This window comes from Anaerorudis cellulosivorans, assembly GCF_025943985.1.
Classification (GTDB): domain Bacteria; phylum Bacteroidota; class Bacteroidia; order Bacteroidales; family Dysgonomonadaceae; genus Anaerorudis; species Anaerorudis cellulosivorans.
In genome coordinates this window covers 1-17,315 of the sequence record NZ_JAPCWE010000026.1, presented here as the reverse complement: position 1 = coordinate 17,315, position 17,315 = coordinate 1, and the positions used below count along the sequence as shown (strand labels likewise).

The following is a 17,315-nucleotide window of genomic DNA, read 5'->3' as shown; positions in this document are numbered from 1 at the left end:
CCATTAAAAAATGGATATGTTTTGAAAATAATGTAAACTCTCTAATAAATAATTTTTTAAACAACTCTCGTCTGAAATATCTCAATTTTTCGTACTTTTGAAAAATGGGGTTATCAGAGGAGACTCAATTTTAGAAATTCATCAAAACATATTTAAACTGTAAAAAATGGAACTATTTTTCGATGTCTTTTCAATACAGCCTGTTAAAGCGACTCATCGTATTTCAAATTTTGCTTGTCGTTATGTTGACTCGAACCGAAATTCCAGATTATACCTATATAAAAAATACGGGGATTACGCCATTGTTCGATACGTTGCTTTAATTGGGGCGTATCTATTGTATATATTTTTTTGAACGTGTTGAACAGGTCGGAAACAGTACCCATAATGGATAAATTGGTTGATGGGATTTCATATTTTGCACCTAAATTGGTGATGAAAGCTCCTTCCCGTTTCCCCTGAGGCAGTAAGGAGGATGATGTATATCGTGAATTAAGTTGAAGCATGGCTCCCTTGAAAATATTGAAATTTGCATTCAAAGCGGAACTCCACGCGATATTATTTTTGTTTTTGCCATATCCGAGTTTTTCGGCATTTATCTGGTCATAGTAAACATTACCGCTAAGATTAATATTCATCCACTTTTTTATGTCCGTATTTATTATTAGTTCTAAACCTGCCGATTGACTTGAGTTTAAATTTTCCTTTGTCGTCAACAGAATAGAATTGTCCAAATACTTTGTAACCGTTGTCAACTTGTCTGCTGTGTAGCGGTAGTAGAGCGTGCCTAAAATGGTTGTTGCACTTTTCCGCCATTGGTATCCCGCTTCTATCGAATGAATTTTCTCCGGCAGCAGATATGGATTTCCGGCTCTCAGGCTTAACGGATTCTGGTATTCAGGAAACGGATTCATGTCGTCGGCTTCGGGACGGTTTACGCGCAGACTGTAATTGAGTTGCAATTCATTGTTGTCGTTAAGTTGGTAGGCTGTATGCAACGTAGGATAAACCATGAAATAATTATTGCTCACAATACTGTCCAAACTGAACAAATGGGATTTTATGTTCATCAACTCGGGACGCAAGCCCATCAACATTCCAAACTTACCGACTTTATATTCCAATGTTGCATAGATGGCATTATTTAGCTGATTATTTGTAAAGTCATTCGTCTTTTGCATATCCGGTACAAAAACTCCATTTTCAAGATTCTGGAAGTGATAATTCAAATCAGTCTGCAAAGCATCCATTTCGTATCCCATAGTCAATTTTATCTTGTCGTTAAACGTCCGGTTATATGTGACTCTGAACAGATGTTGGTAATATGCCTGCCATATCTGTGAGTTATCCTTTGTTTCCGATGTAGTAGAATATATGTTTGTGGTATATTGATTGTCCTCTAACCCCTCAAGAATTGAATAACTGTAATCTACGGAAAGTTCGTTATTATCACCAAAGAGATGGGTATAAACGGCATTGCCTTCCGCTTGATTGGTTTTCTCGTCATCGTGCCGGTAGCGGTTCGCATTATATGTTATAATTTCAGCATCGTCCCTGTTGGTCGTCAAGGTATTTTCTTCGCGTAAAAAACCCCGATGATTATATGCACCGCTCAATTGTAAGGTGTTCGAAGAATCAATATTCCAATCAATGCCTGCACGGATAACGTGCGAAAGCGGATATGCTTTACTGTCGGTATGTTGTGAGATATAAGACAAAATACTGTCATTTTTGATTCGATCGTCCAGTGTTATTCGGTCTCTACGATCTAAACGAATACCGTAGCTTCCATAGAGATTTATCTTGCCTGTATTATAATTCATAGAGGTTGTCGCATTATAACGACCTTCGTTCCCGATATTGGCCATTATGTTTCCGTTAACCCCAACTTTCCGTTGTTTCTTCATCACAATATTGAGAATACCGCTGACACCGTCAGGCTTGTATTGTGCCGAAGGATTGGTAATGATTTCTATTCGTTCGATATCGCCGGCCGGTAGTTGTTGTAGTACTTCCGCTCTTGTTCGGGCATTCATCATGGTGGATTGTTTTCCGTTTATGAGAATCTGCACGTTTTCGTTTCCGCGTAAACTTACGTTTCCTTCCACATCTACTTGTACCGATGGTATGTTCTGCAGTAAATCGCTCAAAGATCCCGAACTGCTCATCAGATCTTGTCCTACATTAAATATCTTTTTGTCAATGCTTTGTATATATGTTGAACGCCTACCCTGTACAACTACTTCATTGAGTTGTTGCGATGACGTTACCAGGTAGAAATTTCCTAAATCAATTGTTTTTTGACTCTTGTTGACTGTAAAGGATGCCGATTTTTGTTTTTCATATCCTATATAGCTAAATACACAATAATATATGCCGTCAGGAAGGGATTGGATCGCAAATTTTCCATTCGAATCGCTAACCGTTCCTGTTACGAATTTGTCCGTTTTTGCCTGATAAACACTTATATTCACATACTCTATTGGAGTATTTGTTTCTTTTTCTAAAACGACTCCTGTTATCATATTGCCTCCTTTGGAAGCTGATTGTACAGACATTGAGTAAATACAAAAAAATAAAATAAAGATTGAATATTTCGATTTCATTTTATATCTCTTAAGTTAAAAAAACACCATGAACTTAGAAGTTTTGAATTATAAAGTCAGAAAAGTATCAATAATATCTAAGATGCCTTCAAGACTTTTATTATTGGTATTTATTCCCACATTCTTTGTTCCATATGGCTGATATCGATCCATATTACTGACAGAAAACAATCCTATTGTTCGGGTTCCGGACGAACTTGCCAGATGCATTATACCGCTGTCTGCTCCAATAAAAAGAGTAGCATTGGCTATCAGAGCTGCAATTTCTCGGAGATCCATACTGTAGAAAGTAGGAGCCTCAAAATTTATCTGGGAGATATTTTCTTTCGGTAAGATTTCTATAATATTATAATTTTGTCCATACCTTTCTTTTAACATTCCATACAAATGACTCCACCATTCTACCGAATAACATTTTGCCTCGGTGGCATATGTATATATACAAATTGTAGCTTTATTATTATTTACGATATTAATTAACAGTCCTTGTCCTCGTTTCTTTTCATTGGAGTCTAACTTCATATCTAATGTAGGAATTGCAGTATTTATTGGGGGATCTATGCCAAGAGATTTTCTTAGGTTATAGACCGAAGTTTTAGCCATATGCATATAATCGCTGTAAATAGTAGCTAATTTTTCATCCATCACTCCAAATATTTTTCTTTCTGATTTAGATAGTTTAGTAGCAAGCTTGCCGGATGAAGATCCATAATCAACATTTATTACAAGATCATATTCTTTTTGCCTTAGACTACACCAGACATATAAATATTGAATAATATTGCGAAATGGCTTTTGAGGTAGTCTTATAATACGATCAATATTCCGATAATTTTTTAATATTGCACAAGCTGCACTTCCCCGAACAAATACGTCTATTTTGCAATTCGGGAAATAGCTTGATATATCCTGAATAATTGGTGTTGTAAGAAGTTGGTTTCCCAGCCTGCTATTGGGCCTGCAAATTAGCACATTAACAATATCAAGATTATTCATACCAATAATATCATCCTTTTGCCCTATAGTCCTTGTAAGAGAATGCATAAAGAGCCTTCTCATCCCATTGATCTTTCCTTTAAATAACATATTAAAATTATAATTTGAAATCGGCTCAAAGATAAATCGGTAACTTTGTAGAAATTTTGAATTATATGAATAGATTCATTATTCAAAATTTCTACAGAATTGGATGTGTAATTTTGAATAAAAACTGGAATTATGTGGAAGTGGTATGCCATACTATCAGCTGTATTTGCCGCATTGACAGCAATATTCGCAAAAATTGGGATTAAAGATGTTGATTCTAATTTGGCCACAGCGATACGTACCTGTGTGATATTGTTCATAACGTGGGGAATTGTCATTGCAAGCAACAGTTTAGGAGGCGTAAAAGAGTTGAGTAAAACCAATTGGGGCTTTCTTGTCCTTTCGGGAGTCGCGACGGGATTATCATGGTTGTTCTACTTTAAGGCCTTACAATTGGGAGAAGCGTCAAAAGTCGCACCAATTGATAAAATGAGCGTTGTGATAACAATCTTCCTTTCATTTATAATCTTAAAAGAACCTGTCAGTTGGAAAGTACTGTTAGGGGGAGGATTGATTGCTGGGGGGCGTTGGTAATTTTAACGGATAAATAAAGATTATATGAAGATCTTACTAATAGAAGACGAACGCGAACTGTCTAATAACATCGGAACTTATCTGGCATCCGATCATTATTTGTGTGAACAGGCTTTTACGTTTGACGAAGCGTTGGAAAAAATCGATTTATACAGCTACGATTGTATTCTTTTGGATTTAAATCTTCCCGGAGGAGATGGATTGAAGATCCTTGAGGAAATAAAAGCACGTAAAATCGATAGTGGCATCATTATTATATCTGCCCGTGGTGCATTGGACGACAAGATAAAAGGCTTGCAAATTGGCGCCGACGACTATCTGGCAAAACCCTTTCCCCTGCCTGAATTGAGTGTCCGCATTTATGCTTTGATGCGCCGGCAACAATTTTCACATAACAATACGCTGACATCTAACGGCATAACAATTGACTTACTTGCAAAAACCGTAAATGTCGGCAATACCGAAATAATATTAACAAAATCGGAATACGAATTGCTGTTGTTTCTGATAGGAAATAAAAACAAAGTGATTTCAAAAAACGCGATTGCGGAGCATTTGTCTGGAGATATGGCCGATATGCTGGACAGCCACAATTTTGTGTACGCGCATATTAAAAACCTGAAAGCCAAGCTGAACGAAGCGGGCGCAGAAGCCTGCATCAAAACGGTTTACGGCACGGGATATAAATGGGAGGACAAAGATGCGTAGCCTGTTATCGAAAAGTTCTGGACAGTTTCTGATTTTCACAAGCGTGGTTATGATGTGTTGCTTTCCGCTGTTTTTCTACGTGATGAAAAACTTTTATGCGAAAGACCTCGACGAATTAATCAAATTTCGGAGCGAACATTTTGTAGAGACCAATAATTCGACGTTGAAAATTTCGGACATCGACTATTGGAACCGATTCAACGAAGATATGAAGATTTTGCCTTACGAAAATTCGTATCCGTTAAATAAAGTCGTCCAAAAATCGCTGTTCAGCAATGTCGAAAACCACGAAATCGATTACCGCATTTATTACCGCAAAATAAGCATCGAAGGGAAACCGTATGTGTTTATGTCGCAGATTGCAATGATTGAATCGAAAGATTTGTTTCGGATGCTCGGCGTACAATATCTGCTGTTTTTCGTTATTATCGTCATCGGATTGTTGGGTATCCAGTTCGTATTGTCGCGCTGTTTGTGGAAGCCTTTTTACAACAGCTTGAACGAAATTGAAGATTTCAACCTTGAAAAAGGGGAAATTCCCGAATTTGAGAAAACGACGACTACCGAGTTTGCACGATTGAACGGCAACCTCACCAAGCTGATGGAAGAAAATGTGGCGAGTTACAAACAGCAAAAGGAATTTACGGAAAATGCTTCGCACGAACTGCAAACGCCGTTGGCCGTATTTCAATCGCAACTCGATTTGCTGTTGCAGGACAATTCATTAAACGAATCACAAATGAATGTCATAGAATCGCTCTACGATGTTTCGTCCCGATTGACGAGGCTGAACAAAAATCTGTTGCTTTTGTCGAGAATCGACAATTCACAATTCAAAGAGACGATTACGATTGATTTCAGCCAATTGTTGGAACGCCAATTAACGTATTTCAAAGAATTGGCATCAAATAATGGAATAACTTTATCGGCAAATATCCAAAACGCGTTGGAAATTACCGCCAACAAGGTGCTGTTGGAAAGCCTGATAAACAACCTGATTTCGAATGCTATCCGACACAATTATAGCGGAGGATTTATACATATTGAAGTAAACGGCAACACATTTCAAATCGGCAACAGCGGTTCTAAAACCCCGTTGGATAAAGAAAAAGTTTTCCGCCGATTCAGCCGTACTTCGGAAGAGCGAAAAGGCAACGGCTTGGGATTGTCAATCATAAATCAGATTTGCAAACTGCACGGTTGGGAAGTCAGGTATAATTACAAGGATGAAATTCATTGTTTTTATGTCAATTTTTACCTAGAATGAAATTCTAATTATATTAGCCCTCAAAAAAACCGAGCAGTAAAAAATAAAAGTTATTTTTACAACTGTTATGGAAAAGAGGAAGAATTTCACATCAAAAATCAAGGCTGAAATAGTTTTATCCTTGTTGCGTGGAGAAGATCCGGAGTTGATTACTCGTGAATACGGAGTCACACTGTTCGATATTAATCTTTGGCGAGACCAATTCATTGAAAGCGGTACTGATGGGTTAAAGCGCAAACCAGATGATTCAAAGCTGAGTGCTGCCGAGCGTAAGATCGGGCAATTGCAGATGGAGCTCGAACTCACAAAAAAAAAGAACGAATTAGCAGCAAAACTAAGAAAGAGATGATCTCCATGCTGATAAACGAACGTTACCCATTAACCGGCAAGCCTTATCCGAAGCGATTGATATTCAAAGTAGTCAGTTACAGCAGTAGCACGTGGTATGAAAACCCTACTCCCAAAACGGGTAAGCGTGGCAGGAAGCCCAAACATACGGATGAAGAGGTATTACAGGAGATTAAAGTGGAAATTAAGGAGAGTAAATTCAATGCAGAAGGCTATATAAAAGTAAAAAAGCGTATGGAGAAAAGGAAGATAAACGCACTGGTTGCCGGTAAGGCACGTGTTAACCGCCTCATGCGGGAAAACAACTTGCTTAGCCCCAACAGGAGACCCCGGAAGACGAATAAACGCGAGCATGATGGTACCATCATCACAGAGGCACCCAATCTTATGTGGGCCACAGATGGGAAGAAGTTCTGGATTGATGGATCAGGGTGGCACTGGTTCTTTGGTGTGATTGATCACTTTAACGATGAGGTTATTTCATGGCATATTGCAAAAAAAGGCAATCGTTTTGCAGCCATGGAATCAGTTAGGGCTGCTGTACGAAAGACCTTTGGTTCGGTATATAAAGATGTTTGTCAAGGAATGAAGCTACAATTAAGAAGTGACCATGGGTCACAATATGATTCTGCTGATTTCATGAATGAAATGAAATTTTTGGGATTGAAGATGTCCAAAGCCTTTGTGCGTTCTCCTGAGTGTAACGGGGTAATTGAACGGTTTCATCGCACCCTGGAAGAACAGGTGCTGCAGATAGAAACATTTTCTTCTTTCGAGGAGGCTTATAACGGCATTGATCAATTCATTAAGAATTACAACTATGATTGGATATTGCATAGACTTGATTACTGTTCTCCTGTAGAATATAGAGAAAAGTACGCCGAAAGCCGGCGAAAAGAAAACAATGACATTCCATCGGGCAATAAGGAGCCTGAGGATCAGCTTGTCCTCATTTCAAGTGGCTCAATGCCACGAAGAAATGAAACGGCCCATCAGTCAATGATAAAAGGGGCAATTACTTACAGTAACACCCCCTTAATAAATCCTTCGGTATAATATATCACCATTGGATCAGCTTGTCCGATACAAAAGTAATAAAAAAAATTAAATACAATTAAAGTGCTCGGTTATTTCGGGCTAATACAAATGAAATTCTAATTTTCTGCAAAATCGAACCATAGCTTTGTCGCAAAAATTCGATAATGAAGAAAATTATTTTTCTGAGCACCTTGCTTCTGTCTGTTCTGTGTTTGTATGCTCAATCGGGTTCGCAAAACTCGTTGGAATATTATATCGAACACGCGATAAAGAGCAGTCCGCTGATTAACGACTACAAAAATCAGCAGACGGTTTCGGCTTACGAAGCGCAACGGCTGAAAGCGTTTTACACCCAATCGAAAGTGGAGGCAAACGGCAATCTGCTGTTTGTGCCGATAATTTCTAAGGACAACGGGAAAACTCAGTTTCAACTGAATCCGCAAAACGCCACCGATTATTACGGCTACAACCAAGGCGTGAGTAGCGGAAGTCTTCAAGCGGGGCTGACCTGGACGCAACCTTTGTTTGCTGGTTCGTCGTACAAAATTGCGCAACAGCAGGCGCAGGTAACGCAGGATATAAGTCGCAACAATATCCATCTGCAAACACACGAACTGCAACGTTTGGTAACCGACCAATACATTCTGTGTCTGCTGGATAAGCAACGAATCGCGTTTGCCGATTCGCTTCTCACGATTCTGAACGAGCAGGAAAATGTGGTGCGCAAACTAGCTCAATCGGCACTGATGAAACAATCGGACTACAACCTGATTACGATTGAAAAAACAGGTTACGAAGAATCAAAAAGAAGCTACGAGCAAGACTATCAAACCCATTTGCTCGACCTGAATATCCTCTGCGGAATCAAGGATACTGCCGTTATCAACCTTGCGGATATTGATTTGAAGATTAAAAACGAGATAATTACGAACTCGTCTTTTCTGGAAAGTTACAAACTGGACAGCCTCAATCTGATGGCTCGCCAAGCAGTTTCGGAGATTCAGTACAAACCGCGCGTCAATCTGTTTGTCGATGGCGGATTGCGGACAAACCAATACAACAGCACTACTTTCAAAAATATGGGGATGAGCGCGGGCGTTACGTTCGCGTGGACTATTTTCGACGGCAAACAACGCCACATCACGCGCAATCAGACCAAGGCGGAGTTGAATACGGTGGCAATAAACAGGGATAATTTCATCCTGCAAAACGATTTGAGGAAAAGCCAATATTTGTCCGAACTGAAAGGTTACGACGAGCGGATAGGCATTCTGCAAAAGCAACTTTCGTCCTATTATCAGGTGCTTGGCGATTACAACAAAGAGATTCAGAAAGGACAATTGTCTGTGATAAATTACATCACGGTTCTGAAAAACAGAAGTCAGGCCGTCGAAAACTATTATCTGTTGCAGGCAAACCGCTTGCTGTTGATTAATGCTTATAATTATTATAATTGGTAACACAATTGAAAAGTGAAAGTTGAAAATTGAAAATGAAAAATCCATTAAATATTCGTATGAAAAAGATATTATTTTTTATTCCGCTCATTTTATTAAGCTGTTCTCATCAGCCAAATAACAATGATACAATGAAGCCCCGCACCGCCGTAACCATCACACAGGTGTCACAGGGTACATTCAACGATTCCATCATCCTTTCGGCAACGACCGCTTACCTGAACAAAAGCACCATCAGGGCGCCTATCGCGTCTTTCGTCACCAAGGTTTTTGTGGAGCAGGGAACCCGTGTGCAGGCAGGACAACCGCTTTTCCGATTGGAGAGCAAAGAGCGGAATGCCTTGGGTTTGGACGATAACAATTCGGCGGGCATCATCGACATCAAAGCAACCACATCGGGCATCATCACATTGGTAAAACAGCAGGGCGGAGATTATGTAACCGAAGGCGCGATACTTTGCGAAATTGCCAACCAAAACAGTTTGGTGTTCGAGATAAACGTTCCGTACGAATACACACAATATGTGGCTGGTGGGAAAAATTGCACCATCACATTGCCCGACGGAAAAGTGCTGAATGCACAAATCGGTTCGCCGATGGCTTCGATGAACACAGCTTCTCAATCGCAACTTTATAAAGCGAAAGCGAATGTCGGCTTTCTGCCCGAAGGATTGATTGCAAAGGTTTCAATCTTGAAAAAGGCTTCCGTTTCGTCCTCGCAAATCCTTCCGAGGCAGGCTGTGCAATGCGATGTTTCGATGCAGAAATATTGGATAATGCGCCTAGCGAACGACAGTCTGGCTGTGAAACAGGAAGTGCAAGTCGGAAATGGCGATAAAAGCAACATCGAAATCCTTTCGCCCGTGTTGTCGCCATCCGAGCGGATTGTGCTGGACGGAAGTTACGCGATGGAAGATTCGACTTTGGTAAAAATAATTAAGTGAGCGATATGAACACAGCTAAGTCGAAAAACTTTTTCAAAAAATACAGCAACCCGATTCTCTTTATCGGTCTGATATTACTGTTGGCGGGTTCGTATTGTTACAGGCAGATGCAGACCAATCTGTTTCCCGAAGTGCCGTTTCCGCGCATCACGATTATTGCCGACGCGGGTCAGCAACCCGTTGACAGAATGATGATAACGGTAACCAAACCGTTGGAAAGTGCGGTGAAACGTGTGCAGGGCGTAACGACCGTGAAAAGCAGTACGGGGCGCGGGAGTTGCGTTGTGGATGTGTTTTTCAATTGGGGAACGGACATAAAAACGACCAAAACCGAGCTGGAAAGCCGTATCAACGAGATAAAAAATTTCCTTCCGCCTGGAACGGTCATCACCACCGAAGCGATGAATCAATCGCTGTTTCCCGTGTATGGTTTTACTTTGGAAAGCAAAACGCACAGCCCCATCGAACTGCGCGACCTGGGAAATCTGGTGCTTCGCCCGATGTTTTCGCAAGTGAATGGAATCAGTAATGTGGTGGTCAGAGGCGGGAAAAACAAGGAATTCGTGGTCATTCCCGATGTGATGAAGATGTCGTCGCTGGGCATTACGCCCTCGTACCTGAAAATGGTTTTCGACAACACCAATTTCGTTTCGGGCAACGGCTATCTGGCCAATTACAGCCGTCTCTACCTGTCGATTACCGACACGCGCATCAACGACATCGAAGAACTTTCGAACCTGACGGTCAAAAACGACGGTTCGCGCATCATCCGCCTCAAAGACATTGCCGACATTCAGATTGACGAGCAACAGGAATTCGTCAAAATTAATGCCAACGGCAACGAAGCCGTGCAGATAGATTTGGTGAAACAGCCTGGCGTAAACCTGATTAATTTTGCCAGCGATGTGGACAGCAAAGTGGCGCAGATAAAGGAACTCTTGCCCAAAGGCTACGAGTTGAAACCCTATTATAACCAAAGCGCGTTTGTGAACGACAGCATCACAAGCGTTATCCACACCATTGTGGAAGGCCTTATCCTCGCTCTTATCGTGATGGTGTTTTTTCTGCGGGCGTGGCGGTCGAGTCTGGTCGTAACACTGACCATTCCCGTGACGCTGGCATTCAGTTTGTTGCTCTTGTATCTGGCGGGCATTTCCATCAATATAATGTCGTTGGGCGCCATCGCGGCCTCTATCGGGCTGATTCTCGACGATGCCATTGTGGTTATCGAACAGATATACCGAGGGCACGAGGAGAATCCGCAGAAAAGCCGATTCGATGTGGTCAAGCAATCCATCCACGATTTGTTTCCCGCGATGGTTGCTTCGTCATTGGCAACGATTGTCATCCATTTTCCGTTTCGTTTGATGAGCGGATTGGCGGGCAGTTTTTTCAAAGAATTGTCGGACACAATGCAGTTGACGCTTATCGCCTCGTTCTTCGTTACCTGGTTGCTCTTGCCTGTTTTGCATCTGTGGATTGGCTACAAACCGAGTGCGCACACTTTGAATTTGCAACAAAAAGAGCTGGACAACAACGAATCATACGAAGACGAAGCCACCGAAAAAGTGCATTGGCTGACGCAACTTTACAGCAAACCGCTGATAGCATTTACCATTTTGCTCGTCATCGTTTCGGGCGCGTGGTTCGCTTCGCAACACCTGACTTCGGGATTTTTGCCCGACCTTGACGAAGGAAGCATCGTGCTCGATTATCATTCGCCTTCGGGAACCGACATTGAAGTAACGAATCGGATGTGTCTGCAAATGGAGAAAATAATTATGGCGAATCCCGAAGTGGAGACGTACAGCCGACGCACGGGTTTGGGAATGGCGTTCAAAACGGCGCCGAGCAATTACGGCGATTACCTGATTCAGCTCAAAAAAACACGGACGAAAACAACGCCCGAAGTTATTTCCGAGTTGCGGACGGCCATCAACAACAGCGTTCCGTCAATGACGGTCGGTTTCGGACAACGTATTTCCGACTTGTTGGGCGATTTGATGAGCACCTCGCAACCTATCGAAGTGAAGATTTTCGGGAACGATTACGCCACTTTGCAGAAACTGGCTGGTCAGGCCGAAACCATACTGTCGGGCATCAACGGCGTGACCGATATGGACAATGGGCTGATAACGGCTGGTCCGTCCATCGCATTTTATCCCAATCAGGCGCTTCTGGCTCAATACGGCATCAGTATGACCGATTTTCAGGAGCAGTTGAGCATCTACACGGGAGGCGTTCCGTTGGGGCAAAATCCGAATTTAGTGGAACCGAACCCTGTGCAGTCGGCAATGTATGGCGGATTGCAAATCGGGACGATTCAGGATGGCGAACAGATGAGGCGCATCCTGTTGCGCAAACTGAAATTTGCCGATAACAATCCCGATATTTTGAAAAAGCAACTGCTGTTTCTGCCCGACGGCTCGACAAAACCGCTGTCGTTTTTCTGCGACGTTCGGATAATTCCAGGCGAAATTGAGCAAAAGCGTGAAAACCTGAAAAGCGACATCACACTTACGGCTCGCTTGGACGGACGCGATTTGGGCTCGACAATGCAGGACATTCAAACCCGCATAAAAAACGAACTGCCCTTACCGCAAGGATACAGCATTACGTATGGCGGAGCTTTTTCGCAACAGCAACAGTCGTTCACCGAACTGATAACCATTCTCTGCCTCGCCATTCTGTTGGTGTTCACGGTGCTGATGATTTTGTTCCGCGAATGGAAAATCTCTTTTATCGTGCTGTTTGTGTCCGTGGTCAGCATTTCGGGCTGTCTGCTGGCGCTTTGGATAACGGGAATTCCGCTGAATGTGAGTAGCTACACGGGCATCATTATGATTGTCGGCATCATCGCCGAAAATTCGATTTTTACCGTTCATCAGTTCCGAATGAACCGCAAAGCGGGAGGCGATGTGGTGGAATCGGTCAACTATGCCATCGCGCTTCGCATCCGTCCCAAGCTGATGACCGCCATCGGAGCCATCCTCGCCTTGATGCCACTGGCCTTGGGTTTCGGCTTGGGTGCGCAGATGCAACAACCGCTTGCCGTGGCCGTCATCGGTGGATTTATCGTCGGTCTGCCGATGCTGTTGGTGGTTTTGCCGAGTTTGATGTTGTTGAGCTACAAGAATCCAAAACATTAATCAATTGCTCTAAAATGGGAATAAAAATTTTGATATTGTCTATATTGACCAATATCCCGATAATTCTTTTCTCGCAGGCAGATTCCACAGAGCCAAAGAAAAACTTTTGGAGCAATAAATCCATTTCCGTCAGTTATCAGAACGGCTATATTTTCCCGACCAATATTTTTTTGAGAGGGCAAAACGCCTCTGCTAAACAGTTGGACGACTATCAATCTATGTCCCTTCGTTTCATTATGCAAACAACAGGTGAAAATGCTTGGGAACAGCTCTTCAACTATCCGAGATGGGGAGTTGGTCTCAATATTTCGGATTTCAACCATTCCATCGAAATTGGACGTCCTTTTGCGCTCTACGCCTTTCTGAACGCCCCTTTCGCGCGTTGGAAAAATTCGTCGTTCAATTACGAGCTCGCGTTCGGACTTTCCACTAATTGGAAGTCGTTTAACCCCGTGACAAACCAATACAACGTAGCCATTGGTGCGCCATTTGCCTTTTTCATCGACGCGGGATTGAATTACCGCTTTGCAATCAGTAAGCGTTTCGATTTGGACGCGGGTTTTACATTGACACATTTTTCGAACGGCGCGCTCAAAGTTCCGAATTTTGGCATCAATACCATCGCGCCAAAAATAAGCGTAATCTATAATTTGCAGGAACGCCCCGAATTTATCGAACGTCCTATACCCGAGTTCAAACCGCACTTTGAATGGGAATTTTCCACTTTCGCGGGATTAAAAAACCTTGTTTTCAGCGAACCTGTGCAAGCCGACATTATCGAACAGTACGAAGGATTGTTTTTCCCCGTTTTTGGATTTACCGCCACCCTCAACCGCCACGTAAGCCGTATGTCAAAATTCGGATTGGGAGCAAACTACGTGTACAACAGCACCGCCAATGCGCAGGATGTCGCCATAAAAGCTATTAACTCGGACGATTTCGACCCTATTACTGGCTCGTTAGGAGATAAAGCGCAAATTAGTCTGTTTCTTTCTTACGAACTCGTAATGAACCGGATGTCGCTTGTACTTCAACCTGCCTGCTACATTTACCGAAAGAAAACAACCAATCAAACACCAATATTTCATCAACGCATCGGTTTGAAATACAGTATAACCGACAATATATTCGTCGGCATCACCTTACGCGATTATTCATTTCGAGTATCCGACTTTATCGAATGGAGTGTCGGGTACAGAATAAATGGAAATAAGAAGTAATAAATCAATTTTGATTATAGTGAACACAAAAATCTCTGCTGTTTTTGTAGATATATAGAATAAATATAATGATCCTGTAAATTCTAATTTTCTACAAAATACACATTATACATTTGACAAAAAATACATCACTGTACATATGAAACAAATAGCTGCTATTCTAGTGTTTTTCATTTTTCTAGTGGGAAATATATATGCGCAAAAAGGAGATACAATAAGAGTTTTAATTGCATCACCTACCGTATATAAAAATGATTCTCTTTTGCATAGCCAAGAAAACCTCAAATATCAGTTTGTTCTACCTGATTTTATTTATTTGGAAGATCAGTTTTCTATAAATTCAGATAATAGTGTGAAATTCAAAATAAGTGGCTCTCAGAAGAAAAACCTATTTAACTCGACTTATTCTAAATTCATTGTTCCTACCGCATTAATATCATATGGCATTTTAACAAGAGGAAATAAATGGTTGCAAGATTTGGATCATAGTACAAATCATGAAATTCATGAACACTATTTGGGTTCGCTTCACATTGATGATTATTCCCAATTCGCTCCGGCAGTAGCAGTATATGGCTTGGATTTATTCGGAATAAAAGCAAAGCATAATTTCAGAGACAGAACGTTTATTATGACTACCTCACATATACTTATGCTCGCTACTGTTCAAACAATAAAGAGAACGACTAATATAGAACGTCCTGATGGCTCAAATAAGCACTCTTTCCCTTCAGGTCATACGGCAACTGCATTTGTTGGCGCTCATATTTTATTCAAAGAATATAAAGATGTTTCACCCTGGATAGGTATTGCCGGTTATACTATTGCAACGGGTACAGGAGTTTTACGGGTAACGAATAAAAAACATTGGATAAGCGATGTCGTTACCGGTGCTGGAATTGGTATGTTAAGTGTTGAAATAGCTTATATGCTCCTTCCGGTATTTCATGATGTTTTAGGTGTCAAGAATAGTAATAAAAGCTTAGTCATTGCACCATCTTTTGGTTCTGGTACATATGGAGTAGGTTTAGCATATACATTTTAAAATAAAAGTAAAACTTATAAAGTCTATAAGATATGAGTCTTCTTTAAAAAGTATATTTTCTAAATTTTACCCTTTCCAAAAACCTCTGTAGGACGTTATATCTTCTTAAATTCGACTTGTTCAAGTGGGCTCAAATATTAAGAACTTCAATTTACAATCATGATAAATTTTATAGACAAACTACAAAAGGAGATCAGGCAAAAGATTCAGCAGATCGAAGCCGAGGATAAAAATATTCTAAGAAAATCCCTTGATGCTTCCCATGTTTTAGGAAATACTTTTGACCAGTTGAAGGATTTTATCATAGTATACAAATTTAAGGATGAAGACGAAGAAATATTTTTCTTTAAAGAAGTAAAACCTAAGATATTTTGTCATCTTATCTATTATCGCAAAGTATATAATATTGAAATGCACCGTCCTGTTGCCAGTTTAGAAGCACAAAAAGAATATCTGAAAGTAAAAATGGATGCCATACATGACTTCAACAATAAGATACTGGACTTTTACCGTTATTATCGCTCTGGAGCTACTTATCTGGACGCCGCTTACTTTGTAAGGGGCAAACCCGATACGGAACAATATCTGGAAACGTTCTATTATGAACGTGATCCGCAGTTTTCAACCAATGCCGATTTTAAAGTCGCTAAGATTATGGCTAATGATATGTTACAGGTATATCTGCTATCCGAATTGGATTTGTTGGATAATTATATGCAGAAACCTACCAATACTTCTTTCCCTAAAGTAAAGCTGACATGGACGGGAAGTAAGACCGATCTCATCGAACTAATCTATGCATTAGATACCGAAGGCTGTTTTAATAACGGTAAAATCCCCCTGATACAGATAGCGGCCTATTTTGAAAGCATTTTCAATATAGACTTGGGTAACAATATCGCACGTAATTTCTACGATATGCGCATCCGAAACAACCCGACACCTTTCCTCGACCGCCTACGTGAAGAAATCCTCAAACGGATGGATAACACCAAATCGGGCGGAAAAGATAAGGGTAAAGATAAATAACAGTAGCAACGGACTTAAAAAACATATGGATATGAAGAGAATCTTTTTATTACCATTATTTGCCTTGTTATTCTCCTGCGGAGGGACGACAAGCAAATATGAAAAGTTGATTGCCGACGTTGTACAAACAGAAAGAGGTGTAAAAATCGACCTTAATTTTAAGGCAGACAAACTGGAAGAAATTAGTCAGATAAGTGTTGCTGATAGTATTAAAATCATCACTGATAGTTTTAATGCGGAGAGGAACAGGCAGACGGCTTCGCTTGAAAAAACGCTCAGCGTATTTACCAAAAGCATTGAAAAAGCAAAAACTGCCAGCAGACTTTCCCGAACGATGATAAATTCGTATCAGTCCAGCATTGACAAAACAAACGAACAGATTGATGCGCTTGAAAAAAGTGTTCCAGGCGAACTTACAAAATACGAAAATAGAGATACCAGTGAAATATTGGCAATAGTAGTTCGCTGTACTTATACAATCGACGATCCACTAACCAATAAAAGGGCTACCGAAACATTTGATTTTTACCTTTCACCGGATGGAACAAAGTTTTATTCTAAAAAAAGGGTGAAAGAATAATTTAAAGCAAATTATGTATTTATATAGCAGAAAGAACCATTTCTATTCTTTGCTAGTTAATATATAAGTTTTATCTTTGCAAATAGATAACAGAGTTATTTGAAAGCATGAAAAACTAAGTGTATCTAAGCACTTAATTCTTACTTATCTACTGCCCGTTTCATGCGAGATTCTTCAAAATGGATAATCCGGAGCATGTCCACCCACTTTCCGGTCAAAATCCGGTGATTTAAGAAGATAGCAAATTCTTCGAAAATCAACCATTTTGTCATATATCCAAGAAAACAGCTTATATATTGTAAAA

14 protein-coding genes are annotated in these 17,315 nt (G+C 40.7%); 12 read left to right on the top strand and 2 right to left on the bottom strand.

The genetic code is table 11. The annotated features are described in order from the left end of the window. Nucleotides 1-203: 203 nt before the first annotated feature. Both OLM34_RS11225 and OLM34_RS11220 read right to left on the bottom strand, forming a co-directional pair. Nucleotides 204-2,558 carry a TonB-dependent receptor gene (locus OLM34_RS11225; RefSeq protein ID WP_264407357.1) on the bottom strand — a complete coding sequence of 785 codons (2,355 nt, stop codon included), beginning with the start codon at nt 2,556-2,558 and terminating at the stop codon, nt 204-206. 96 nt (nt 2,559-2,654) lie between these two features. Continuing rightward, nucleotides 2,655-3,692 (bottom strand): glycosyltransferase family 9 protein, encoded by a 1,038-nt coding sequence (locus OLM34_RS11220; RefSeq protein ID WP_264407356.1) that lies wholly within the window; start codon nt 3,690-3,692, stop codon nt 2,655-2,657. A 132-nt stretch (nt 3,693-3,824) separates the two neighbouring features. On the opposite strand from OLM34_RS11220, the gene OLM34_RS11215 reads away from it, so the two are divergent. From OLM34_RS11215 to OLM34_RS11160, 12 genes are all read left to right on the top strand, one after another. Further along, nucleotides 3,825-4,226, top strand: coding sequence for an EamA family transporter (locus OLM34_RS11215; protein WP_264407355.1), 402 nt, complete (start codon nt 3,825-3,827; stop codon nt 4,224-4,226). A 24-nt stretch (nt 4,227-4,250) separates the two neighbouring features. Beyond that, nucleotides 4,251-4,934: a response regulator transcription factor gene (locus tag OLM34_RS11210; protein WP_264407354.1), complete on the top strand. Its 684-nt coding sequence runs from the start codon at nt 4,251-4,253 to the stop codon at nt 4,932-4,934. Continuing rightward, the gene (locus OLM34_RS11205) at nt 4,927-6,201 is read left to right on the top strand and encodes a sensor histidine kinase (protein ID WP_462477277.1); all 1,275 of its coding nucleotides are present in this window, start codon (nt 4,927-4,929) and stop codon (nt 6,199-6,201) included. Before OLM34_RS11210 ends, OLM34_RS11205 begins: the two co-directional genes overlap by 8 nt. Before the next feature lie 67 nt (nt 6,202-6,268). Further along, a complete protein-coding gene (locus tag OLM34_RS11200; RefSeq protein ID WP_264407352.1) occupies nt 6,269-6,550 on the top strand; it encodes a hypothetical protein in 282 nt (93 codons plus the stop codon). A gap of 5 nt (nt 6,551-6,555) precedes the next feature. Then, nucleotides 6,556-7,605 (top strand): DDE-type integrase/transposase/recombinase, encoded by a 1,050-nt coding sequence (locus OLM34_RS11195; RefSeq protein WP_264407351.1) that lies wholly within the window; start codon nt 6,556-6,558, stop codon nt 7,603-7,605. A 146-nt stretch (nt 7,606-7,751) separates the two neighbouring features. Further along, nucleotides 7,752-9,047: a TolC family protein gene (locus OLM34_RS11190; RefSeq protein ID WP_264407350.1), complete on the top strand. Its 1,296-nt coding sequence runs from the start codon at nt 7,752-7,754 to the stop codon at nt 9,045-9,047. 56 nt (nt 9,048-9,103) lie between these two features. Then, nucleotides 9,104-9,988 carry an efflux RND transporter periplasmic adaptor subunit gene (locus tag OLM34_RS11185; RefSeq protein WP_264407349.1) on the top strand — a complete coding sequence of 295 codons (885 nt, stop codon included), beginning with the start codon at nt 9,104-9,106 and terminating at the stop codon, nt 9,986-9,988. 5 nt (nt 9,989-9,993) lie between these two features. Next, a complete protein-coding gene (locus OLM34_RS11180; protein WP_264407348.1) occupies nt 9,994-13,137 on the top strand; it encodes an efflux RND transporter permease subunit in 3,144 nt (1,047 codons plus the stop codon). A 14-nt stretch (nt 13,138-13,151) separates the two neighbouring features. Further along, on the top strand, nt 13,152-14,357 hold the full coding sequence (locus OLM34_RS11175; protein ID WP_264407346.1) for an acyloxyacyl hydrolase: 1,206 nt from the start codon (nt 13,152-13,154) through the stop codon (nt 14,355-14,357). Between the two features lie 139 nt (nt 14,358-14,496). Beyond that, on the top strand, nt 14,497-15,402 hold the full coding sequence (locus tag OLM34_RS11170; protein WP_006801262.1) for a phosphatase PAP2 family protein: 906 nt from the start codon (nt 14,497-14,499) through the stop codon (nt 15,400-15,402). 159 nt (nt 15,403-15,561) lie between these two features. Next, the gene (locus OLM34_RS11165; RefSeq protein ID WP_006801263.1) at nt 15,562-16,431 is read left to right on the top strand and encodes an RteC domain-containing protein; all 870 of its coding nucleotides are present in this window, start codon (nt 15,562-15,564) and stop codon (nt 16,429-16,431) included. Between the two features lie 31 nt (nt 16,432-16,462). Next, on the top strand, nt 16,463-17,011 hold the full coding sequence (locus tag OLM34_RS11160; protein ID WP_006801264.1) for a hypothetical protein: 549 nt from the start codon (nt 16,463-16,465) through the stop codon (nt 17,009-17,011). Nucleotides 17,012-17,315: the final 304 nt, after the last annotated feature.